The sequence below is a fragment of the Terrirhizobium terrae genome (genome assembly GCF_030323265.1).
Classification (GTDB): domain Bacteria; phylum Pseudomonadota; class Alphaproteobacteria; order Rhizobiales; family Rhizobiaceae; genus Neorhizobium.
Genome location: NZ_CP104992.1, coordinates 2,990,013 through 3,011,146, shown reverse-complemented (window position 1 = coordinate 3,011,146; position 21,134 = coordinate 2,990,013). Strand labels below are relative to the sequence as shown.

18 protein-coding genes and 5 pseudogenes are annotated in these 21,134 nt (G+C 60.7%); 15 read left to right on the top strand and 8 right to left on the bottom strand.

Annotated elements, in window-relative coordinates:
• The first annotated feature begins 70 nt into the window (after window positions 1–70).
• Window positions 71–919, top strand: a complete 849-nt coding sequence (locus N7E02_RS22690; protein WP_286579850.1) for a 23S rRNA (adenine(2030)-N(6))-methyltransferase RlmJ — start codon at window positions 71–73, stop codon at window positions 917–919.
• A 6-nt stretch (window positions 920–925) separates the two neighbouring features.
• Here N7E02_RS22690 and N7E02_RS22685 read toward each other — a convergent pair whose 3' ends face one another.
• A complete protein-coding gene (locus N7E02_RS22685; protein WP_286579849.1) occupies window positions 926–1,891 on the bottom strand; it encodes a lysylphosphatidylglycerol synthase domain-containing protein in 966 nt (321 codons plus the stop codon).
• 134 nt (window positions 1,892–2,025) lie between these two features.
• Here N7E02_RS22685 and N7E02_RS22680 point away from each other — a divergent pair, with 134 nt between their 5' ends.
• The 3 genes and pseudogenes from N7E02_RS22680 (at window position 2,026) to N7E02_RS22670 (ending at window position 4,476) form a co-directional block, all read left to right on the top strand.
• On the top strand, window positions 2,026–2,559 hold the full coding sequence (locus N7E02_RS22680) for a ribonuclease T2 family protein (protein WP_374730656.1): 534 nt from the start codon (window positions 2,026–2,028) through the stop codon (window positions 2,557–2,559).
• A gap of 170 nt (window positions 2,560–2,729) precedes the next feature.
• Window positions 2,730–3,326 (top strand): glutathione S-transferase family protein, encoded by a 597-nt coding sequence (locus tag N7E02_RS22675; RefSeq protein ID WP_286579848.1) that lies wholly within the window; start codon window positions 2,730–2,732, stop codon window positions 3,324–3,326.
• A gap of 123 nt (window positions 3,327–3,449) precedes the next feature.
• Window positions 3,450–4,476 (top strand): annotated as a pseudogene (locus tag N7E02_RS22670) (Bug family tripartite tricarboxylate transporter substrate binding protein).
• Window positions 4,477–4,542: 66 nt separating this feature from the next.
• On the opposite strand, the gene N7E02_RS22665 reads toward N7E02_RS22670, so the two are convergent.
• The gene (locus N7E02_RS22665) at window positions 4,543–5,184 is read right to left on the bottom strand and encodes an outer membrane protein (protein WP_286579846.1); all 642 of its coding nucleotides are present in this window, start codon (window positions 5,182–5,184) and stop codon (window positions 4,543–4,545) included.
• Window positions 5,185–5,815: 631 nt separating this feature from the next.
• Between N7E02_RS22665 and uvrC the strand changes: the two are divergent.
• The 5 genes and pseudogenes from uvrC to N7E02_RS30325 all read left to right on the top strand — a co-directional run bounded on the left by uvrC (window position 5,816) and on the right by N7E02_RS30325 (window position 9,411).
• Window positions 5,816–7,877 (top strand): annotated as a pseudogene (gene uvrC, locus N7E02_RS29905) (excinuclease ABC subunit UvrC).
• 111 nt (window positions 7,878–7,988) lie between these two features.
• Window positions 7,989–8,575 (top strand): annotated as a pseudogene (pgsA, locus tag N7E02_RS22650) (CDP-diacylglycerol--glycerol-3-phosphate 3-phosphatidyltransferase).
• Entirely contained in the window at window positions 8,572–8,829 is a 258-nt protein-coding gene (moaD, locus tag N7E02_RS22645; protein ID WP_286579844.1) for a molybdopterin converting factor subunit 1, read from the top strand. The pseudogene pgsA and the gene moaD overlap by 4 nt, the downstream one beginning before the upstream one ends.
• A 124-nt stretch (window positions 8,830–8,953) precedes the next feature.
• Complete coding sequence (locus tag N7E02_RS22640; RefSeq protein ID WP_510185317.1) at window positions 8,954–9,304, top strand: molybdenum cofactor biosynthesis protein MoaE; 351 nt, start codon at window positions 8,954–8,956, stop codon at window positions 9,302–9,304.
• On the top strand, window positions 9,232–9,411 hold the full coding sequence (locus N7E02_RS30325; protein ID WP_510185302.1) for a molybdenum cofactor biosynthesis protein MoaE: 180 nt from the start codon (window positions 9,232–9,234) through the stop codon (window positions 9,409–9,411). Before N7E02_RS22640 ends, N7E02_RS30325 begins: the two co-directional genes overlap by 73 nt.
• 6 nt (window positions 9,412–9,417) lie before the next feature.
• Here the strand turns inward: N7E02_RS30325 and N7E02_RS22635 are convergent, their stop codons facing one another.
• Window positions 9,418–10,314 (bottom strand): branched-chain amino acid ABC transporter permease, encoded by an 897-nt coding sequence (locus N7E02_RS22635; protein WP_286579843.1) that lies wholly within the window; start codon window positions 10,312–10,314, stop codon window positions 9,418–9,420.
• 61 nt (window positions 10,315–10,375) lie between these two features.
• Between N7E02_RS22635 and N7E02_RS22630 the strand changes: the two genes are divergently transcribed.
• Both N7E02_RS22630 and N7E02_RS22625 read left to right on the top strand, forming a co-directional pair.
• Entirely contained in the window at window positions 10,376–10,924 is a 549-nt protein-coding gene (locus N7E02_RS22630; RefSeq protein WP_286579842.1) for a CGNR zinc finger domain-containing protein, read from the top strand.
• Window positions 10,921–11,420: pseudogene (locus tag N7E02_RS22625) on the top strand (hypothetical protein). Before N7E02_RS22630 ends, N7E02_RS22625 begins: the two are co-directional and overlap by 4 nt.
• A 14-nt stretch (window positions 11,421–11,434) precedes the next feature.
• Here N7E02_RS22625 and N7E02_RS22620 read toward each other — a convergent pair.
• The 3 genes from N7E02_RS22620 to N7E02_RS22610 form a co-directional block, all read right to left on the bottom strand.
• Complete coding sequence (locus N7E02_RS22620; RefSeq protein WP_286579841.1) at window positions 11,435–11,686, bottom strand: hypothetical protein; 252 nt, start codon at window positions 11,684–11,686, stop codon at window positions 11,435–11,437.
• Window positions 11,687–11,870: 184 nt separating this feature from the next.
• Window positions 11,871–12,293 (bottom strand): nucleoside-diphosphate kinase, encoded by a 423-nt coding sequence (ndk, locus tag N7E02_RS22615; RefSeq protein WP_018898730.1) that lies wholly within the window; start codon window positions 12,291–12,293, stop codon window positions 11,871–11,873.
• An 80-nt stretch (window positions 12,294–12,373) separates the two neighbouring features.
• Window positions 12,374–13,066, bottom strand: coding sequence for a glutathione S-transferase family protein (locus tag N7E02_RS22610; protein WP_286579839.1), 693 nt, complete (start codon window positions 13,064–13,066; stop codon window positions 12,374–12,376).
• A gap of 147 nt (window positions 13,067–13,213) precedes the next feature.
• Between N7E02_RS22610 and N7E02_RS22605 the strand changes: the two genes are divergently transcribed.
• From N7E02_RS22605 to N7E02_RS22590, 4 genes and pseudogenes are all read left to right on the top strand, one after another.
• On the top strand, window positions 13,214–13,735 hold the full coding sequence (locus N7E02_RS22605; RefSeq protein ID WP_286579838.1) for a DinB family protein: 522 nt from the start codon (window positions 13,214–13,216) through the stop codon (window positions 13,733–13,735).
• A 111-nt stretch (window positions 13,736–13,846) separates the two neighbouring features.
• Window positions 13,847–14,869, top strand: coding sequence for a GGDEF domain-containing protein (locus N7E02_RS22600; RefSeq protein ID WP_286579837.1), 1,023 nt, complete (start codon window positions 13,847–13,849; stop codon window positions 14,867–14,869).
• Window positions 14,870–14,948: 79 nt separating this feature from the next.
• Window positions 14,949–16,834 (top strand): annotated as a pseudogene (locus N7E02_RS22595) (ABC-F family ATP-binding cassette domain-containing protein).
• Between the two features lie 179 nt (window positions 16,835–17,013).
• Complete coding sequence (locus N7E02_RS22590; RefSeq protein ID WP_286579836.1) at window positions 17,014–19,056, top strand: prolyl oligopeptidase family serine peptidase; 2,043 nt, start codon at window positions 17,014–17,016, stop codon at window positions 19,054–19,056.
• A 19-nt stretch (window positions 19,057–19,075) separates the two neighbouring features.
• Here N7E02_RS22590 and N7E02_RS22585 read toward each other — a convergent pair whose 3' ends face one another.
• Together N7E02_RS22585 and N7E02_RS22580 are read right to left on the bottom strand one after the other, a co-directional pair.
• A complete protein-coding gene (locus N7E02_RS22585; protein ID WP_286579835.1) occupies window positions 19,076–19,525 on the bottom strand; it encodes a DNA polymerase III subunit chi in 450 nt (149 codons plus the stop codon).
• Complete coding sequence (locus N7E02_RS22580) at window positions 19,525–21,015, bottom strand: leucyl aminopeptidase (RefSeq protein WP_286579834.1); 1,491 nt, start codon at window positions 21,013–21,015, stop codon at window positions 19,525–19,527. Before N7E02_RS22580 ends, N7E02_RS22585 begins: the two co-directional genes overlap by 1 nt.
• Between the last annotated feature and the right edge of the window lie 119 nt (window positions 21,016–21,134).

Genomic DNA, 21,134 nt, shown 5'->3' with positions numbered 1-21,134 from the left:
GCCAAGCGCAGCCCCGCAAAAAGTACGATTTGCGGCGCATCAATTTTATTCAAGCAAGACAGAAGCAGCGATGAACTACCGGCATATCTACCACGCGGGCAATTTTGCCGATGTCCTGAAACACGCCGTTCTGGCGCGGCTCGTCCGCTATGCGCAGAACAAGGACAAGGCGTTTCGCGTGCTCGACACCCATGCCGGCATCGGGCTTTATGATCTGTCATCCGAAGAAGCGCAGAAGACCGGTGAATGGGTCGACGGCATCGGCCGCCTGATGGACGCGGAACTGCCTGCAGACGTTGCGGACATCCTCGAGCCCTATCTGACGGCGATCAGGGAATTGAACCCCAAGGGCGGCATCAAACTCTATCCCGGCTCTCCGAAGCTCGCCCGCATGCTGTTCCGCCCGCAGGATCGGCTTTCGGCGATGGAACTGCACCCGGAAGACTTCAACCGGCTGCATAACCTCTTCGAGGGCGACTTCCAGGTCCGCGTCACCGAGCTGGACGGCTGGCTGGCGCTCGGCGCGCACCTGCCTCCGAAGGAAAAGCGTGGCATCGTGTTGGTCGACCCGCCCTTTGAGGAAGACGGCGAATACGATCGCTTGGTGAAGGGCCTCGCAAATGCATGGCGCCGCTTTTCCGGCGGTACGTTCTGCCTCTGGTATCCGATCAAGAAGGGCGCGCCGATCAAGGCCTTTCACGAGCAGCTTCAGGCTCTGGAAATCCCGAAAATGCTGTGTACCGAGCTTTCGGTGAAGAGCGATCGCGATACGACGGGCCTCAGTGGCACGGGCCTGATCATCGTCAATCCGCCCTTCACGTTGAAGGACGAACTGCATGCGCTGCTGCCGGTCCTGAAGATGGTTCTGGCACAGGATCGCTTCGCCTCGCAGCGCGCCTTCTGGCTCCGCGGCGAATAAAGCGTATCAGGTACCGCCCTCGCGACCTCTCTGCATGTCCGGCGGGTTTTCCCGCCGGAACTGCGACCGTTCGAAGAGCAGGATTACCACCAGGGCCATGGCGAACGGGATGAGCAGGTAGAAGAGCCGGAAAACCAGCAGCGCGGCGATGACGTCCGCCTGGTTCATATCCGGCAGGCCCATGACGAAGACGAGTTCCAGCACGCCGAGCCCGCCGGGCGCATGCGACAGCAGCGCCGCCGAGAACGAGATCAGGAATATCCCCAGCACCACCATGAAGCCCGGGTTTCCGGCTTCCGGAAGCGCGAAATAGATGATGCCGGCCGCGCCGATCAACTCGATCGGGGCGATGATGAGCTGTGGCAGCACGACCCGAGGCGCCGGATAGACAAGATTGAACGAACCAATCTTCAACGGCCGGAGCTTCATAAAGCTCGCCACGACATAAAGCCCCACCAGAGCAAGGATAATATACCCCGTCGCCGCGGACGCCTCGACAGGTATCAGATCGCCAAACCTTTCGAGCAGTTCCGGCTCGTAAACAAGCACGAGGCCAGCGAGTAGCAGCGTGCCGAGAATGAATGTGAAGGAGCAGATCGCGATCAGCACACCGATCTCGGCCGGCGTCAGGCCCTTGGTGGAATAGGCGCGATAGCGGACCACGGCACCCGAGACGACCGACGCGCCGACATTATGCGACAGCGCGTAGGTGGTAAAGGAGCAGACGGTGATGAAGAACCATTCAACCTTGCGACCGAGATGCATGAGCGCGATCCGGTCGTAACCTGCCAGCGCAGCATAGGCGAGCAGGCTCGACGCTCCGGCCATCAACCAGTGCGCCGGCGATATGGCTTGCAGGCTGTCCCAGAGATCGTCGAGAGACAGGCCACGCAATTCCTTGTAGAGAAGCCATGCTGAAAGCGCTATCGTCAGGCCGCCTACCACGGGCCACAGGTACTTCTTGAATGTCATGCAACCGCTTTGTTCTTCGCTCCTCATCCCGATCCCTGCATGCAGTGATCAGCGAGATTCCATGCTATTCCCCAAATCATTAACTCCTCAACATTTCGAACGCTTTCGTGTTCCAATCATCGGGATTCGTGATCATGACGAAGACGCTTTCCTCCGCCCGCAAACTTTTCTTTGCCGCCGCTATGACCTCACTCGCGCTCCTTGGCGCTTTGCCCGCGGAAGCGCAGCAGCGCGACCGGGATCAGGCCGGGCAGTTTGATTTCTACGTCCTGTCGCTCTCCTGGTCACCGAGCTTCTGCTCCACCCAAAAGGGCGGCCGCAACGATCAGCAATGCGGACTGGACAAGAGCTTTCGCTTCATCGTGCATGGCCTCTGGCCCCAATACGAAAAGGGCTATCCGGATTTCTGCCCGGTCTCGGAGCCGGAACGGGTGCCGCGTGCGCTCGGCGAGCCGATGTTCGACATCATGCCGTCGATGGGCCTTATCGGCCACCAATGGAAGAAGCACGGCAGCTGCAGCGGCCTTCACCAGCGGGACTATTTCGCCAAAACGCGAGCCGCCTATGACAGCCTCAAGATACCCGTCGAATTCGCCGAGGGTCGTCGCGAGCTGACGCTTTCGCCCGACGAGGTGGAAGAGAAATTCTCGCCGCCAACCCCGGCATGAGCCGCAACGGAATTTCCACAAGCTGCCGCGGGCGGCAGTTCCAGGAGGTCCGCATCTGCTACACCAAGGATCTAAAGTTCCGCGAATGCGACGAGGTAAACCGCGACAGCTGCAGCACCAGCCGCGTGACGCTGCCTCCCGCGCGCTAACAATTACAGGAAGGACGTGACATGAAAGTTCTCTACTCCCCCGCCTCGCCCTATTCGGCGAAGGTCCGCATGGCGGCCCGCCATCTCGGCATCGAGGTCGCCGAGGTAAAGACCGATACCAATGCGGCACCGGCCGAACTCGTCGACAACAACCCGCTCGGCAAGATCCCCGTCCTGATCTGCGACGGCGAGGCGCCGATCTATGACAGCGTCGCGATCATGCATTTCCTCGACCGCAAGTCGGGCGGCAAGCTCTATCCGAAGAAAGATGAGAAGCGCACCGAGGCGGAAGTGCTGGAAGCGCTGTGCGACGGCGTGATGGATTGCCTTCTGACGATCGTCTACGAGCGCCGTTCGCGCGACGAAGCCAAGGTCCACCAGCCGTGGATCGACAAGCAGTGGGCGAAGGTCGTCAAGTCGCTGGACTATCTTGAAAAGAACCTGCCGAAGACCGGCAAAAAGTTGCATGGCGGCCACTTCGCTCTGGCCGCGATGATCAGCTATCTCGACCTGCGCTTCAACGGCCAGTGGGCCGAAGGTCGTCCGGAACTCGCCTCCTGGCCTGACACGTTCGGCAAGCGTTTTTCTCACTATGCTGAAATGAAGGCAGCGGCCTGATCCAGTCGACCCGCGGCCGTTGAACGCATCGGCCGCGGGCGCCACAACCTGCAGGATACTTAGACTTTCCTCCCACCCCGGCAAGCGGCTCAATCGCTTGCTCTCGACCATTCCTCCGCTACTATGAGACGAGCGGCGGGAGGCCGTGATGGAGGAAATCAGATGACGTTTACTGCGTTGACGCGGCGTGCCGCGCTTATACTTGCCGGCTCGGCACTATCGCTTGCCACCCTTGGCCAACCCGCTTCAGCCCAGGACTTTCCCGAGCAGACGATCACGCTGGTCGTGCCGTTTGCGGCCGGTGGTTCGACCGACGTGGTTGGCCGCGTCATTGCGCAGAAGATGGGCGACATTCTCGGTCAGCAGGTCGTGGTCGAAAACGTCGCCGGTGCCGGCGGTAATCTCGGCGCCGACCGCGTCGCCCGCGCCGAACCGGACGGTTATACGATCCTGATGGGGACGGTCGCGACCCACGCGCTCAACCCGCTGATCCTCAAGCAGAAGCCCTATGACCCGGAAAAAGATTTCGCGCCGGTCTCGCTGCTCGTCGTCGTCCCCAACGTGCTGGTCGTGAACCCTAAGCTCGGGGTAAATACCGTCCAGGAGCTGATCGACCTTCTGAAGAAGGAGCCGGACAAATATTCTTACGCGTCCTCGGGCAACGGCACGCCGCTGCATCTGTCGGGCGAGCTTTTCAACAGCATGGCCGGCGTCAAGATGCAGCATGTTCCCTACAAGGGCGCCGGCCCCGCTCTCAACGACCTGATCGGCAACCAGATCTCGATCATGTTCGACAACCTCCTCCTCGTCCAGCCATATTAAGGCCGGGACGTTGAAGGCGCTCGGCGTGACGACGAAGGAACGCGCGCCGTCCTTCCCGGACGTGCCGACGGTCGCCGAGACCGTGCCGGGCTATGAGACCTATACCTGGAACGCGCTGTTTGCGCCGGCCGGCACGCCGCCGGAAGTGGTCGCCAAGCTGAACGAAGCGGCCAACACGGCGTTGAAGGACCCGGCCGTTATCGCGCGGATGAAGGATTTCAGCGCCACGATCGTCGGATCGACGCCGGAAGACCTCGGCAAGCATGTCACCGCCGAACTCGCCAAATGGGCGCCGGTGGTGAAAAGCGCCAACATCCAGATGGATTGAACGCCATATACAAAAAAGCCCGCGACGCTGACGCCGCGGGCTTCCCCAGCCTGTTAAGGCTATAAATTAGAACTTGACGCCGATACCAACCTTGACACTGTGGTCGTCATAGCCCTTCGAGAAGGAGCCAGAGTCGAGGTTGTAGTCGTCTGCACCAAAGTCGGTGTAGCGGTATTCGATACGAGCCGTGACGTTGTTGGTGACGAAGGCTTCCGCACCGGCACCGACCGTGTAGCCGACGGCCGTGTTGCTGTCGGAGGACGTAGCATCCTTCAGCTCATTGTCCTGCAGTGCGACACCAGCCGTACCATAGATCAGGAAGGGGTTGAGGTCGTAACCGACGCGGCCGCGGACAGAGCCGTTCCAGCCGGCCTTGCCTTCGAGATCCGGACCGGTCGAGTCCTTTTCGCCGTTGTAACCGACGTCGGCTTCGATACCGTAGACCATCTTGCCGCTCTGCCAGTTGTAACCGGTGTAAGCGCCACCGCCGGCCTTGTCGCCGTCATGGTCACCGCCGCCGAAGCGACCCCAGTCATAGGCGCCATAGGCACCGAGATAATAGCCCTGCCAATTGCCGACTTCCGGAGCCGGTTCTTCGACCGCGACCGGAGCCTGCGGGATCTGCTCTACGGCGTCAGCGGCGTTCGCCGCGGAAAAGGCCGTGAAGGTGGCAGCCGAGGCCATCAGAGTTGCGACGAGGATACGCATACATTTTTCTCCTTTTACTGCTGCCGGGAGGCGTCACATCAACATCGTTGGTGACAGCTTTGTTCCCTGCTGGCTGAGGAGAATTTGGATGGCAAATGAGGAATTGAAAGAGCCGAAATGTGAATTGATTGTGGCGTGCCAATGGCTAAAATTCGATGTTGCTTTGCCGCAACATGTATTTCGTTAACACTAACAAAATAATAATTCAGTCATTAACGTTTTTACATTTCTTACTTATTTCTTACCAATCCAGAATAACCAAGTCAATATCACGATCGACCTTTCAACGACTCCTGCACATCTCCCTAATTCCATTTATTGTGCAAGTTTAGAGCAAAGCGATATAGGACCTGCACTCGCTTAGCCGCAGTCAAAACAGGTATTAAAACACCCGTTTTACGGTTCACGGGGCGGTGATCATCCGAATGCTGCCGCATTTTCCCATCGTGGCCGGGTGACCACGCGAAATAAGGCATGCTTCCAAATCGACCGGCCGAACACTATCTGTGACAACAGGCGATCGGCTTCGATCTCGTAGACGGCTAGATCGGTGCTGCCGGCGACTGCACTGCGCGCGATGTGACCCGAAAATACAGACCACGGCGCCCATGCGCTGCGGCGGAGATATGGAATGAACGACAGGAAGCTGCCCGACGGCGGCGTTCTCTATGACGAGACGGAAGACGACGAGGATGACGTCCTGGCGCCGGAGACGGCCGCCGATGTCATCACCGCGTCGATCGACTGGAACGAGGCGCTGAAGAACGAGAGCGGCCTCAAGGGCGCCGACCTGATCGCCGAATTCGTGAAGCACCTGCCGAATGCGCCGGGGGTCTATCGCATGTTCAACGAGGCCGGCGACGTCATGTATGTCGGCAAGGCGCGCAGCCTGAAGAAACGCGTCGGCAATTATGCGCAGGGGCGGCTGCATTCGAACCGCCTCACCCGCATGGTGCGCGAGACGACTCATATGGAATTCGTCACGACGCGGACGGAAACCGAGGCGCTGCTGCTCGAAGCGAACCTGATCAAGCGGCTGCGTCCGCGCTTCAACGTGCTTCTGCGCGACGACAAATCGTTTCCCTATATCATGATCACCGGCGATCACCGGGCACCGGCCATCTTCAAACATCGCGGCGCGCGTGCCCGCAAGGGCGATTATTTCGGCCCGTTCGCGTCGGCGGCGGCGGTCGGCCGCACGATCAACTCGCTGCAGCGCGCCTTCCTGCTGCGTACCTGCACCGACAGCGTGTTCGAGACGCGCACCCGCCCCTGTCTCCTTTATCAGATCAAGCGCTGTTCCGGCCCCTGCACCCATGAGATCAGCGATGCCGGCTACGCGGAGCTGGTGCAGGAGGCGAAAGACTTTCTCCGGCAAGAGCCAGAAGGTGAAGTCGGCCATCGCCGGCCAGATGCAGGAAGCGTCGGAGGACCTCGATTTCGAACGGGCCGCGATCTATCGCGATCGTCTGGCAGCCCTTTCGCATGTACAGAGCCACCAGGGCATCAACCCGGCCGGCGTCGAGGAGGCGGATGTCTTCGCCATCCATCATGAAGGTGGGCTGTCCTGCATCCAGGTTTTCTTCTTCCGCACCGGCCAGAACTGGGGCAACCGCGCCTATTTCCCCAAGGCCGACCCGCAGATGTCCGGCGCCGAAATCCTCGACGCGTTTCTCGCGCAATTCTATGACGACAAGCCGGTGCCGAAACAGATCCTGTTGTCGGAGACTGTCGAGGAGCAGGAACTTTTGTCGCTCGCTCTGTCGGAAAAAGCCGGCCACAAGGTTACCATCTCCGTGCCCCAGCGCGGCGAAAAACGCGATCTCGTCGATCATGTGCTCGCCAATGCCCGTGAGGCACATGGCCGCAAACTTGCGGAAACATCCTCCCAGGCGCGACTGCTCAAGGGCTTGGCGGAAACCTTCGCCCTCCCCTATCTGCCGCGCCGGATCGAGATCTACGATAACTCGCATATCATGGGCACGAACGCGGTCGGCGGCATGGTCGTCGCCGGGCCCGAAGGTTTCGTGAAGGGCCAGTATCGCAAGTTCAACATCAAATCGACCGACATCACCCCGGGCGACGACTTCGGCATGATGAAGGAAGTGATGACCCGGCGGTTTTCGCGGCTGATCAAGGAAGAAGGCATTCCGAACCGCAGCATCTCGGCAGCGGCGACAGACGCAGACACCGAGGCGGCAAGTGACGACATCAATGATGCCGCTTTCCCCGCATGGCCGGATGTGATCCTGATCGACGGCGGCCAGGGGCAGATGACGGCCGTTCGCGCTATTCTCGACGAACTCGGTATCCGCGATGTGGTGACAGCCATCGGCGTCGCCAAGGGCGTCGATCGCGATGCCGGCCGCGAGCGTTTCTTCGCCGACGGAAAGAGCGATTTCTCGCTTCCGCCGCGCGATCCGGTTCTCTATTTCATCCAGCGCATGCGTGACGAGGCGCACCGGTTCGCCATCGGTTCGCATCGGGCACGGCGCAAGAAGGAGATGATCAAGAACCCGCTCGACGAGATCTCAGGCATCGGTCCGGGTCGCAAGCGCAAGCTCTTGCAGCATTTCGGCACCGCCAAGGCTGTCTCCCGTGCAGGCCTCAATGATCTTATGGCCGTAGAAGGCATTTCCGAGGCCGTAGCCAAGCAGGTTTACAATCATTTCCACGAGACACGCGCGAATTGAGCCACTACCCCGCATCAACTGACGCAATCGTCTGTAAAAAAGCCGCGAAACCCTGTTGACGCTTCGGCTCGGAAACATCAACTAGGGGCAAACCGTTAGCACAGGTCCGACATGGCTTCCCGCGCATACAATATCCCGAATCTTCTGACCTATGCGCGCATCGTTGCCGTGCCGGTCATCGTGCTCTGCTTCTTCGTCGAGGGAAGCTTGAAAGCTCCGATACGGCACGCTGGACAGCGTTCTGGCTGTTCGTCGCCGCTTCGATCACCGACTATCTCGATGGCTATCTGGCACGCATCTGGAACCAGACATCCAATATCGGCCGGATGCTCGATCCGATCGCCGACAAGCTGCTGGTCGCCTCCGTACTGCTGCTGATGGCGGCCGACGGCACGATTGCCGGATGGTCGCTCTGGGCCGCGATCACCATTCTTTGCCGTGAGATCCTCGTCTCGGGCCTGCGCGAATATCTGGCAGCACTGAAGGTTTCGGTGCCGGTGACGCGCGTTGCCAAGTGGAAAACGACCATCCAGATGGTGTCGATCGCCTTTCTTCTGGCCGGCCCCGCGGGCGACAAGATTATCCCCTATATCACCGAAATGGGGATCGCGCTTCTCTGGGTCGCGGCAATCCTGACTTTCTATACCGGCTACGACTATTTCCGCGCCGGGGTGAAGCATCTGGTGGACGCGGAATGAAGACCAATCTCGTCTATTTTGCCTGGGTGCGCGAACGCATCGGCAAGTCGGAGGAAGAGATCGAGCTTCCTGAGGACGTCATCACTGCTCGTGATTTGCTGAATCACCTCAAAAGCTTGGGCGAGGAATACGAGAACGCGCTTCAATATCCCGACGTGATCCGCGTGGCGATCAACCAGGAGCATGTCGAGCATTCCGAAAAGATCGCCGGCGCCCGCGAAATCGGCATCTTCCCGCCGATGACGGGTGGGTGAGGAACGGTCCGGCGGAGCCGGAGAAATCGATCCGGTGAATCGATTTCAGTGACGAACGCCCTGAGCCAGAGCGAAGGGCCGGGATACGGTGAGGCAAGTTCAGGCCAAAGCCTCGGAGAAGACTATGACCACGCCCATCATCCGCGTCCAAGCACAGGACTTCGACCTGCAGGCCGAACTCGACGCCCTAACTGCCGGTCGCACCGATATCGGCGCGATCGTGTCCTTCATCGGCCTCTGCCGTGGCGAGCAGGGCAAGCTCTCGGCACTTGAACTGGAGCATTATCCGGGCATGGCCGAGACGGAGATGCGCCGCATTACCGATCTCGCCATCGAACGCTTCTCTCTTTGGGCGCCACCGCGATCCATCGCTACGGCAAGATCGAGCCGGGCCAAAACATCGTGCTGGTCATCGCCACCGCCCCGCACCGGCAGGCCGCCTTCGACGGCGCCAACTTCATCATGGATTTCCTGAAAACCTCGGCCCCGTTCTGGAAGAAGGAACATGCGGCTGACGGCACGGTCGGAGACTGGGTGGAAGCCAAGGGCACAGACGACACTGCCCGCGACAAGTGGACTTGAGCCGGCCTACGGTATAGCCCTCTCCCGCCGACTGAGAACCAGCACCGTGACCAATGCCGAGACGAAAGCAAAATCGCGCCAGAGTATCGGCCCATAGCCGCTCCATAGAGTTTCGGCACAACCCACCGCGGCCGCGCCAAGCGCCGAACGCAGTGGATGCGAGTGACCGCCTGCGGCTGCAATCAGCACCACTTTCAACCCGAACAGCAGCCCGGCGCCAAAATCCATCGTGCCGTAATAGGATGTCGCGAGCACTCCTGAGAGTGACGCATAGAAGGCGGCCGCCATATAGGCGAGGATGAAGACGCGGCGGGCGTCTACGCCGAGCAATTCGGCCGCAGAGGGATCGTCCGCGACCGCCCGCCAGATGCGACCGGCGCGATGCCGCGACAGGATGAGATGCCCGAACGCGACTGCGCTCAGCATGATCGCCATATTGGCGAGCTGGATCACCGTCAACGTCACCGCCACGCCTTGCCCGACGGATAACGAGACGGGTTGATTGAGAAAGGGCGACAGCCAGAGCTCGCGGCTGCCGGCCGCCAGCCTTGCACCTTCCATGAGCACCAGCAAAACACCGAGCGACGCAACGATCAGCGCATTGGGAGACACTCGGACAAGCGGCAGCAAGATGCAACGGCCGACAATGGCACCGGTAGCGAGGCCGCCACCCAGCGCAAGAATCGCTCCGAGCAAAATGGCCGCCGAAAGAACCAGCCACAGGCGCTCCCAGCCAAAATGGGCGCCGAGAAGATGCAGATGCCCGGCAAAGGCGAAGATTGCGCCATAGGCAATATCGGCCCGGCGTGTCACGGCAAAAGCAATCGCATAACCGAAGGCAAGCGCGGCATAGAGCGACGCGATCGGCATGGCGTTTGCCAGTTGCTGCAGCAGATAGGCCATGCATCCTCCAGGCATCATCAATATAACTGGCTAAACGCATTTTACCAGTTATATTGGTTTTATGAGTTTCACCTGGACACAGCATCGTTTCGCCGGTGGCGCGCTGGCGCTTGATGTCGCCAATAGCGTGATCCTGCGCTTTGATCCTGTGCGTAGCGTGGACCGCTTTGCCGACCCTGAACATCTGAGAAGCTTTCCTGCCGCAGCGGCGACTTTCTCGGCCGAACGGGCGCTGTTCGGCGAGCTGTTGCCGGTCGAGCCGCTGGACCGGCCACGTTTCTTCGCCCTGCGAGAGGCGATCGATCGTTACTTCCGGGCACGCGTTCTCGGCAAGGCCCCAGATGGAAGCCTGGCGGACCTGCTTGAGGCGATTGCCGCTCTGCTGCGGCGCTCAAGCGCCGCTTCGCTTGAGGTAGCCACAGCCCACTCGGCGCTGCGCCTGCTCGATGCCGGCGCGGTCGAGCGGCTGAAAATATGCGGCCATTGCGGCTGGCTGTTCCTCGACAGAAGCAAGAACCGCAGCCGGGCGTGGTGCGACATGGCCGTCTGCGGCAATCGCGAAAAGGCAAGACGCTTCCACGACCGGCAGAAGGAACGGGCCCGAAGATGATCCGCCCCGTCCTCGCCATCGGTCTGAGCGCGATCCTGCTACTCGGCTGCCAGCGAGAGACGGAGGGAAATCTTGTCGAGCTCAGCGGGCGGATGTTCGTCTTCAACTATCGCGTCGCCACCGCCAATTATCTCATTACCCTGCGCAAGCTCGCCCCGATCCCCGAAAACAGTGTTGCGGTGGCGGAGTTCGAAAATCCGAAGGGAGGCGAGACGCTGACAGCGCGCGAAAAGATATTCGCGGTGGATGACAAGATCTCGCTCCAGAGCCCGCATCTGCAATGCGCAAGGATCACCCTTATGCCGTGACGATCCGCATTCTCGACGCGTCGGGCGAAGTCCTGCAGGAGATCCAGACCAGCATCGCCTCCGATGTCGACCAGAGCGTCCTGCCGACAAGGCCGCTCGTCATCGGACCGGGTTACGAGGCCAATCCGCAGGTCTTCGGCGCGGGAGGATCTGCGGATTACGGCGAGGCTGAACCCTGCCCGACGTAACGCCTGTCGGAAGCTTAGCCCTTGACCTGCAAATGCTGAGGTGCTGCCGCGAAAACCTCGTCGATGGCGTTGCCGATCTTCTCGATCAGTTCCTGCAGATGAGGGTTGGCCGGGTCGACGAAGTCGCCGACATAGGAAATCACGTTCTCAGTGGAGATCTGGCTCCCGCTGATGGAGCATTTCAAAAAAGCCTGATTGGCAATGACCGTGGCGCTGATCCGCTCCAGAAAGGCGTTGCGCTCAAATTCGGTCATGCCACTCAACATTTTGAATATCTCCTTGGAATCAATTAGCAACCAATGAACTTACCCAACCGCGTTTCATCAAGTCCCAATCATTTTTTTGCATCCATTTGACGCGCACAGCTCGCTTTGTACGCTTGCGGACCCAACGAAAAAGGCCGGCGCTTTCGCACCGGCCTCTTAAATTTCAGGGAATGGCAGTCGCCGATTAGCCGACGATTTCGGTTTCAGCGAACCAGTAGGCGATTTCCTGAACGGCGGTTTCCGGAGCGTCCGAACCGTGAACCGAGTTTTCGCCGATCGACAGGGCGAACTGCTTGCGGATCGTGCCTTCGTCAGCGTTTGCCGGGTTGGTGGCGCCCATGATTTCGCGGTTCTTCAGGATGGCGTTTTCGCCTTCCAGGACCTGAACGATGGTCGGGCCGGAGGTCATGCCTTCAACCAGTTCGCCGAAGAAAGGACGTTCCTTGTGAACGGCGTAGAAGCCTTCGGCTTCGCGCTTGGACATCCATACGCGCTTGGAGGCGATGATGCGCAGGCCGTTGTCTTCGAAAACCTTGGTGATGGCACCGGTCAGGTTGCGCTTGGTGGCGTCCGGCTTGATCATCGAGAAGGTGCGTTCAATCGCCATTGTCTGAATTCCTTGTTCCATTGGGAAAGTGGGCGGTATCTACCCGCCCCTTTCGCCGGAAACAAGGGGTTTGGGCAATTTCACGCCGCCGTCACACTTCGACCGACGCCATCATGCAGGTCGAGGCAGCGTTCGAACCACACGCCGACCGGGTCATCGGCAGCAAAGACCTTCGCCCCTGTGGTGATCCTCATCCATTGCAGCGCGCCGAACAGGATGTAGTCGGCAAACAGCGGCCCGTCGCCGCCAAGGAAATCCTGGTGTGCCAAGGTCTGCCGGACCGGCTCCAGCTTCGCAGCGAATGCGGAGACGGCACTATCCCGTCCCGAACGCATGTCCTCAAGCGTCTTGCCGAGAAACTTCTCGCGGGATGTCCGGAAATAGATCTGATCGGTCTCGTCCAGCATGTCGTGAATATCGGCCACTGCGATACCGGTGATCGCTGGATGAACGATACTCTGAGAAAAGCGCTCGACGAAGCGGGACAGCGCCTTGCCACCCTCGCCACCGAAGAGCGTCGGCCGGCTCGGGTAACGCTCCTCGAGATAGAGCGCGATTTCGAAACTGTCGCGGATCAGTTCGTTACCGTCCCGCAGGATCGGCACCGTCTTTGAAAACCCGTTTTCGAGCTGCGGGATCCGGGTGAAGGGCGTCGGCCGCTCCTCGAAATCCAGCCCCTTGTGCTTCAATGCCAGCACGACTTTCCAGCAGTGAGGTGAGAAAGGCCGGCTCTCGTCGGCTCCGCAGAGCGAATAGAGGATACGGGTGGTCATGGGGCTCTCCAAATCAACCAGTCGGCCGGAGATGATGATCGTGAATGCCAAAGCAATCCAGTCAGAAGATTTCATGGATTGCATCACACCTGCATATTGCGGCTTGCTGTAAACGGTCATCAAAGGGGACGACGGGGAGAGAAGCCGATGCAACACCATTTCCAGATGCTTGCCGCCTACAACAACTGGGCCAATTTGCGCATATACGACGCCTGCGCAGACCTTTCCGAAGATGAGTACAGGCAGGATCGCGGCGCCTTCTTCGGCTCGGCACACCGGACCTTGAACCACCTTCTCGTCGCAGATCGCATCTGGCTGAGGCGGATTACCGGTGTCGGCACGGCACCGATGGAGTTGAATGTCGTGCTGTTCGACAAGCTTGCGGACCTGCGCAAGGCGCGCATCGCGGAGGACCAACGCTTCGTCGACCTGACGGCATCACTGACGCCGCAGGCCTTCGACAGGATCGTGAGCTACACACCGGTTACCGTACCGACGCCAGTCACTGAACCGCTTGCCGGCATGCTGGCGCATGTCTTCAACCACCAGACGCATCATCGTGGGCAGGTGCACACCATCCTCACGTCACTCGGGAAACCATCGGTCGTGCTGGACATGATCAGTTTCCTGCGCAACGAGGGCAAGCGCTGGATGTCAACCGCCCCTTAACCCTAAGTAGCAACAACGGGCCGTATGCTGGCTTCGAACAGCTGCATTTCAGCAGATGTTAACGTAGCGCGGTGATCACTCTCAGAAAACACCCACACGCAGGGGATGAGAATGACGACGCCAGTACGCAAGCAGCAGGACAAGACATTGCAGGCCGTCAGCCAGCATATGGCCCGGCTCGATATTGCCGGCCTTCCACGCAATTACGAACTTTTCTACGAAGCGCTCGCCGGCGTCGACGTGTCTCTGTCCCGCGAGGTCGCAGCCCTGTCCGTTGCGCCGCGCCAGGGGCTGCTGGACGAGATCGGCATCCGTTACCAATTGCCGAGCTTCGTTGCCTCGGCCCTGCCGAAATCGCGGGATCATGACATCCGCCTGCTGGCCGGCCTGCGCGACAAGATGGCAACGGTGGCCGAACAGAAGAAGGGTTTTAGCAAGGTGCTGCAGGCGATCTCGCGCAGCCTGCGGGAAGACAACGGCGCTGGGCCACGCGACATCCTCGCCGAGATCGAATACCTCAGCGTCTCACTCTCCGATGCCGTCGTGGCCGAGACCGAACTGGAAGCAGCCCTACTGACCGGTGCCAACCAGCTTCTTGAGGCTGAACGCGACACGTCAGCCACCCGTGCGGTCATGCTGCGCGATCGGATGACGGGACTACCTAACCATGCGGCCTTCGTCGAGGAACTCGAAGAACTCTATTCGACCGAAGGCCATCACGACACGGCACTGCTGCTCGTGGCCGTCGCCGATATTGCTGAGCTCGCCGACAGATTTGGCGAAGCGACTGCCCAACGGATCGTCAAGAAGGCCGCGGCCGTCTTCCGCAAGACGATCAAGAAGAACGATTTCGTCGCCCGCATCGGCAAGGGCGAATTCGCTTTCCTGTTTCGCGACGTCAGCCGCGAGAGCATCAAGCCGATCGCCGACCGGCTTGCGGGCGCCATAGCCGACAACCTCGTTTTTGCCGCCTCGGACGGCTCCAACAGCGTGGCCCTGATGATCGGTGCGGCGATGAAGGCGGATGCCTTTTCACCCCAGCAGTTGCGGCTGCAGGCGGTCGCCGCGTCGGATACTGCCAAGGCCAATCCGCGCATGCGCGTCGCCATCCATGGCCAACCGGTGAAATCATAACAAAAGAAGCGCGTCTTTAGCGTCTGTCTGAAGACGCGATCTCTTGCCTTGGCGTTGCGTTTCGGCCAAAACCGCCGCCATGATCACGATATCAGACCTTTCCGCCCGTATTGCCGGACGTCTCCTCCTCGACCATGCCAGCGTGACGCTTCCCGCGGGCACGAAGGCAGGCCTTGTCGGCCGCAACGGTGCCGGCAAGTCGACGCTGTTTCGGGTGATCACCGGTGATCTCGCAGCCGAGAGCGGATCGGTATCGATCCCAAAGAACGCGCGGATCGGCCAGGTTGCGCAGGAAGCGCCGGGCACGGAAGATAGTCTGATCACCATCGTCATGGCCGCCGACAAGGAGCGTACCGCGCTTCTGGCCGAAGCCGAAACTGCGACCGATCCGAACCGCATCGCCGAAATCCAGATGCGGCTGGTCGATATCGACGCCCATTCGGCCGAAGCGCGTGCCGCCAGCATTCTCGCCGGCCTCGGCTTCAATGCCGAAGCGCAGTTGCGCCCGGCCTCATCCTTTTCCGGCGGCTGGCGCATGCGCGTGGCGCTCGCGGCGGTTCTCTTCGCCGAACCCGACCTGCTGCTGCTCGACGAACCGACCAACTATCTCGACCTCGAAGGCACGATGTGGCTGGAGGATTATGTGCGGCGCTATCCGCATACCGTCATCGTCATCAGCCACGACCGCGACATGCTGAACAACGCGGTCAATTCGATCGTTCATCTCGACCAGAAGAAGCTGACCTTCTATCGCGGCGGTTACGACCAGTTCGAGCGGCAGAAGGCCGAGGCCGATGAGCTGCAGATGAAGGCGAAGGCCAAGAGCGACGCCGCCCGCAAGCATATCCAAAGCTATATCGACCGCTTCCGCTACAAGGCCTCGAAGGCCCGCCAGGCGCAGAGCCGCATTAAGGCGCTGGAACGCATGGGCACCGTCTCCGCCGTGGTCGAGGATTACGTCCAGCCGATCACCTTCCCAACCCCGGAAAAGCAACCCGCCTCCCCGATCGTGGCGATCAGCAAGGGCGGCGTCGGCTATACGCCCGGCCAGCCGATCCTCAAAAACATAACTCTGCGGATCGACAATGACGACCGCATCGCCCTGCTCGGCTCCAACGGCAACGGCAAGTCGACCTTCGCCAAGTTGATCTCCGGCCGGCTCGGGCTTGATGGCGGCGAGATGAAACTCGCGTCGTCGCTGTCCATCGGCTTCTTCGCTCAGCACCAGCTGGACGACCTGATCCCGAACAGAATCCCCCGTTGACCATGTCCGCCGGCTCATGCCGGATGCACCGGAAGCGAAGGTGCGCGCTCGCGTGGCGCAGATGGGTCTGGCGACCGAAAAGATGGCGACCGCCGCCAAGGACTTGTCTGGTGGCGAGAAGGCACGCCTGCTGATGGGCCTTGCCGCCTTCCATGCACCGAACCTCCTCATCCTCGACGAACCGACCAACCATCTGGATATCGACAGCCGCCGGGCGCTGATCGAAGCGCTGAACGACTATGACGGCGCTGTCATCCTGATCTCCCACGACCGACACCTGATCGAGGCGACCGTCGACCGGCTTTGGCTGGTCAACGAAGGCACGGTCAAACCCTTCGATGGCGACCTGGAAGAATACCGCGACCTGATCATCGCCTCCGGCCGCAAGAAGGACGACAAGGCACAGGCGGCCGATGAGACCGCCTCCAAGGCCGACCAGCGCAAGGCGAATGCCGAAAAGCGCGCGTCGCTGGCACCGCTGAAGAAAAAGATCAACGAAATCGAGATCCTTGACCGGCAAGCTTGAGAAGCTGATTCAGGGACTTGATCAGGAACTTGCAGACCCGGTTCTCTACGAGAAGGCGCCAGCCAAGGCGGCTCAGAAAGCCAAGGAACGCGGCGAGGCGGCCGCGAAGCTGTCTGCCGCCGAAGAAGAATGGCTGATGCTGTCGGCCGAATACGAAGAGGCGATGGCGGGCTAGCTCCAAGCGCCTCCGTCATCCTCGGGCCTGTCCCGAGGATCTATCCACGTTGCAGCAAATGGGAAGTGACGGATGCTCGAGACAAGCCCGAGGATGACGATGCATCTAGTTCCTCCCGCCGGTTGCCACTGCCCTCCCCCATGCCTAGGTAGAGGCAGCCGAAGCATGAGGAGGCCGCGATGAACCTGTTTCTCGAAACCGATGAAGACCCGAACACGATCGCCTTCGTGACCGAGCAGAACGAACGCTCGGATCGCCAGTTCAGGACGCCGGAATTCGAGAAGGATCGCGACGCGCTGAAGGCGATGATCGAGCGCGAGGACCGGCTGATCATCCCGACCCGCCGCGGCAAATGGTTGTTCGATTTTCACCGCTCGCAGAACAATCCGCTCGGCCTCTGGCGCCGGCTGCCTGCCGATCAGGCACCTCGGCATGATGCGGCCTGGGAAACGGTCTTCGATTTCGACGAATTCTGTCGGCAGGAAGGCAAGCGCTGGATCTATAACGGCGCCACCACCTCGCCTTACGAGCCGACCCGCGTCATCCTGATCCTCTCCGATGGCGGCTCCGACCAGTTGCGGATGCTGGAATTCGACACCGAGACGAAGACAATCGTCGAGGGCGGTTTCGACACGCCGCCGGCGCGAGCCCATGCGGCCTGGCTCAGCCCTGATGAACTCGCCTATTTCGGTTCGGTCGACGAGTTTTCGGCCACCCGTTCCGGCTGGCCGCGCGTCGGGCGCATCCTCAAGCGCGGCGTCGATCCGAAGGACGCGCCGATCCTCTATGAAGCGGATAAGAGCGACATCTACGGCGCCGCGAGCTTCATCGATCCGCTCTTCTGGGGCGGCAAGCCGGACGAGGCCAAGATCGAGATCTTCACGGCCGGCCACGAGATCGGCAAGAGCAGCCTGCATCTCAAAGGCGCTGACGGCAGTCTCAAGCGTCTGAATATCCCGACGGAAGCAGACAACGATCTCAATCACACCCATGCGATCTGGCGCGCCAAGAGCGACGAGCGTTATCCCGTCGGAACGCTGGTCCTGCAGGACTTCCATCCTTTCGGCGCAGAGCCGCTGACCAATGCCCGCGTGCTGTTTTCGCCGAAGCCAGGCCAGTCGGTGTCGCAGTTCATGCTCATGAAAAGTTGGGCCGTCTTCATCATCAGCGACCGGATGGTGCCGAAGCTTTACCTCGTCGACCTGACCAAGCCGGACCCGGCTCCGGTGGAGATGCCTCTGCCCGAAGAGCTGCAGACAGTCAGCTTCCGTTTGTTCGACGCGGATATGACACTCGGTGAGGAAATTTTGACCATTGTCGGTCAGGGCTTTCTACTCCCCGCGACCGCCTATCGGCTCGATCTGACCAAGCATGATGTCGCACACGAGTTGGTGCCGATCGGAACCTCTCCGGCTTATTTCGATGCCGAGGGCATGCATTCGGAACAGCTGGAGGCGACGTCGGAAGACGGCACGAAGGTGCCCTACCATATCGTCCTGCCGAAGACCTGGACCAAAGGCGCGTTGCCGGTGCTGATGTATGCCTATGGCGGTTTCGGCGTGTCGCTGTCGCCTGTTTATTCCGGCGCCTACGGCCTGTGGCTCGGCCAGGGCGGCGGCTTCGTCCAGGCCTATATCCGCGGCGGCGGCGAACTCGGACCCGACTGGCACACCTCCGCCAAGGGCAAGGGTCGCCACAAGGCATTTGAGGATTTCGTCGCGGTCGCCCGCGATCTCGTCGCGCGCGGTTACACCAAGCCGGAGCGCATCGCCTGCAATGGCGGCAGCAATGGCGGGCTGCTGACAGCGGTCATGGCAACGCGTTACCCGAAAGATTTCGGCGCGGTCTGGACATCCGTGCCGGTCATCGACATGTCGCGCTTCCATCTTTTCCCGGCCGGCAAGGCCTGGATGGATGAATACGGCAATCCAGACCTTACCGAAGATCTCAACTACATGCTGACCTACTCGCCGCTTCATCAGGTGAAACCCGACAGCGAGATCACCTACCCGCCCATCTATGTCGACAGCTCGACAAACGACGACCGCGTGCATCCCTCGCATGCCCGCCGCTTCGCCAAGCGGCTGATCGATGCCGGCCATGCGCCCTATTTCCGCGAATATGGGACAGGCGGCCACGGTGGCGCCGGCGACACCGCCGAAATGGCTGCACGCCACGCGATGGGCTACAGCTTCCTGCGCCAGACGATCATGCGGGATTAGAAAATCGGAAGAAGGCGTCTTACGCCTTCTTCACCCACCGCCCCTCGGGAGACTGTTGCCAATAGGTCAGCGTGTGGCCCTCGCCTTTCAACTTCTTCCACTCCGAACGCGCACCTTCCAGCTGCTGCTGGTCGTAGCCGTCGAACATGAAAACCACTCTTTCGTAAGGATCGAGCGGCGGCGGTGCGGCGCCATCGACGATAAAGCGGACGGTCGCGCCGTTGGCATTCTCTTCGGCCGTCGTCAGCAGCACCGGCTGTGCCTCAGCCATCGGCGCAGCATCGGTGCCGTGCGGCAGAAAGCTGTCCTCGCGAAAGGTCCAGAGATGCCCGTCGAGTAAATCGCGGCGGGCCTCGTCATTGGTCTGGACGACCACTTTCCAGCCGCGTTCGACGCTCTTTTCGAGGAGCGCCGGCAGCGCATCCTCGAGCTTTGATTCGGTCAGGTGGTAGAAGAGAACTTCGGTCATCAGCTCTCGTAGTTTGCCCGGACAAGCTCGTCCAGCAGGCGCACGCCATAACCCGATGCCCAGGACTGGTTGATTTCGCTCTGGGGCGAGTTCAACGCGGTCGCGGCAATGTCGAGATGCGCCCAGGGCGTCTCGCCGACGAAGCGCTTGAGGAACTGTGCCGCGGTGATCGAACCGGCCTGACGGCCGCCGCTGTTCTTCATGTCGGCAAAACGCGAGTCGATGATCTTGTCGTATTCCTTGGCGAGCGGCATGCGCCACAGCCGTTCCGCGGTCACATCGCCGGCCGTCGTCAGCTTGCCTGCGAGCACGTCGTCGTTGGAGAACAGACCGGCATGGATGTTACCCAGTGCCACGACAACTGCGCCCGTCAGCGTTGCAAGGTCGATCATGAACTGCGGCTTGAACCGTTCCTTGGTGTAGAACAGTGCGTCGCCCAACACCAGACGACCTTCGGCGTCGGTGTTGATGATCTCGATCGTCTGACCGGACATGGAGGTGACGATATCCCCCGGACGCTGTGCATTGCCGTCCGGCATGTTCTCGACCAGTCCGATGACGCCGATCGCATTGACCTTGGCCTTGCGGGCCGCCAGCGTGTGCATGAGGCCGGTCACCGCGGCGGCACCTCCCATGTCACCCTTCATATCTTCCATGCCCGCACCCGGTTTGATGGAGATACCGCCGGTGTCGAAGACGACGCCCTTGCCGACGAAAGCGATCGGCTTGTCCTTGGCCTTGCCACCGTTCCAGTGCATGACCGCCAGCCGCGGCGGACGAACCGAGCCCTGAGCGACACCGAGCAGCGCGCCCATCCCGAGCTTCTTCATTTCCTTTTCAGTCAGAACCTCAACCTCGATGCCGAGCGACTGCAGCTCCTTTGCCTTATCGGCGAATTCGACCGGGCCGAGCACGTTCGGCGGCAGGTTGACGAGATCGCGGGCGAGATTGACGCCACCTGCAACCGCATCAGCGGTGGCAAAAGCCTTCTTGGCTGCGGCATGGTCGGCGGTGACGATGGTGACGCCGACCGCCTTCGGCTTGTCGTCGTCTTCCTTCTTCTTTGCCGACTTGTAGGTATCGAAGCTGTAGGCCCGCAGCAGCATGCCCAGCGCGAAATCCGCAACCTGCTGCGGCGTCACCTTGAGCCCCGGGACGTCCAGAAAGACAACGGCCTTCTTCATCGACTTCAGCCCGGCCGCTGCCGTTCCGCCTGCCCGCAGCCAGTCATGGGCGACAAGTGCAGCGGGATCGCCAAGACCGATGACCAGCAACCGATCGGCGGCCGAGCCATGCGGCGCCAGCACGTCCAGCGTCGTCATCGGCTTACCGCTGAACTTGGAAATTTCGGCCGCGCGCGCACCGATGCCTTGCGGGTCGGCTTCGGCAAGCCCTGAAGCAGGCTGGTCACCGGCAAGCTTGAGCTGGATCGCGAGGGCGCCTTTAAGCGGCGCGGATTTTGCGAAGGAAATGGCGAGTTCTACAGACATCGGTACTCCAAGCGAATTTCTTTGGAAAACAGGCAGGCGATCATCACGGTTTCGGCCGGGAAGGCAAGCCCAACGCGCAGCTTGCGCCATCGTCGGACAAGTCTTCTGCGGGCAAATAC

What these genes read in the sequence shown, in the direction of transcription:
- N7E02_RS22580 (WP_286579834.1), bottom strand. Translation starts at nt 21,015, where the DNA reads ATGTCTGTAGAACTCGCCATTTCCTTCGCAAAATCCGCGCCGCTTAAA.
- N7E02_RS22620 (WP_286579841.1), bottom strand. Translation starts at nt 11,686, where the DNA reads ATGTTGAGTGGCATGACCGAATTTGAGCGCAACGCCTTTCTGGAGCGG.
- N7E02_RS22605 (WP_286579838.1), top strand. Translation starts at nt 13,214, where the DNA reads ATGCAACACCATTTCCAGATGCTTGCCGCCTACAACAACTGGGCCAAT.
- N7E02_RS22685 (WP_286579849.1), bottom strand. Translation starts at nt 1,891, where the DNA reads ATGACATTCAAGAAGTACCTGTGGCCCGTGGTAGGCGGCCTGACGATA.
- N7E02_RS22590 (WP_286579836.1), top strand. Translation starts at nt 17,014, where the DNA reads ATGAACCTGTTTCTCGAAACCGATGAAGACCCGAACACGATCGCCTTC.
- N7E02_RS22690 (WP_286579850.1), top strand. Translation starts at nt 71, where the DNA reads ATGAACTACCGGCATATCTACCACGCGGGCAATTTTGCCGATGTCCTG.
- N7E02_RS22635 (WP_286579843.1), bottom strand. Translation starts at nt 10,314, where the DNA reads ATGGCCTATCTGCTGCAGCAACTGGCAAACGCCATGCCGATCGCGTCG.
- N7E02_RS22610 (WP_286579839.1), bottom strand. Translation starts at nt 13,066, where the DNA reads ATGACCACCCGTATCCTCTATTCGCTCTGCGGAGCCGACGAGAGCCGG.
- N7E02_RS22675 (WP_286579848.1), top strand. Translation starts at nt 2,730, where the DNA reads ATGAAAGTTCTCTACTCCCCCGCCTCGCCCTATTCGGCGAAGGTCCGC.
- N7E02_RS22665 (WP_286579846.1), bottom strand. Translation starts at nt 5,184, where the DNA reads ATGCGTATCCTCGTCGCAACTCTGATGGCCTCGGCTGCCACCTTCACG.
- N7E02_RS22640 (WP_510185317.1), top strand. Translation starts at nt 8,954, where the DNA reads ATGACCACGCCCATCATCCGCGTCCAAGCACAGGACTTCGACCTGCAG.
- N7E02_RS22585 (WP_286579835.1), bottom strand. Translation starts at nt 19,525, where the DNA reads ATGACCGAAGTTCTCTTCTACCACCTGACCGAATCAAAGCTCGAGGAT.
- moaD (WP_286579844.1), top strand. Translation starts at nt 8,572, where the DNA reads ATGAAGACCAATCTCGTCTATTTTGCCTGGGTGCGCGAACGCATCGGC.
- ndk (WP_018898730.1), bottom strand. Translation starts at nt 12,293, where the DNA reads ATGGCGATTGAACGCACCTTCTCGATGATCAAGCCGGACGCCACCAAG.
- N7E02_RS22600 (WP_286579837.1), top strand. Translation starts at nt 13,847, where the DNA reads ATGACGACGCCAGTACGCAAGCAGCAGGACAAGACATTGCAGGCCGTC.
- N7E02_RS22680 (WP_374730656.1), top strand. Translation starts at nt 2,026, where the DNA reads ATGACGAAGACGCTTTCCTCCGCCCGCAAACTTTTCTTTGCCGCCGCT.
- N7E02_RS22630 (WP_286579842.1), top strand. Translation starts at nt 10,376, where the DNA reads ATGAGTTTCACCTGGACACAGCATCGTTTCGCCGGTGGCGCGCTGGCG.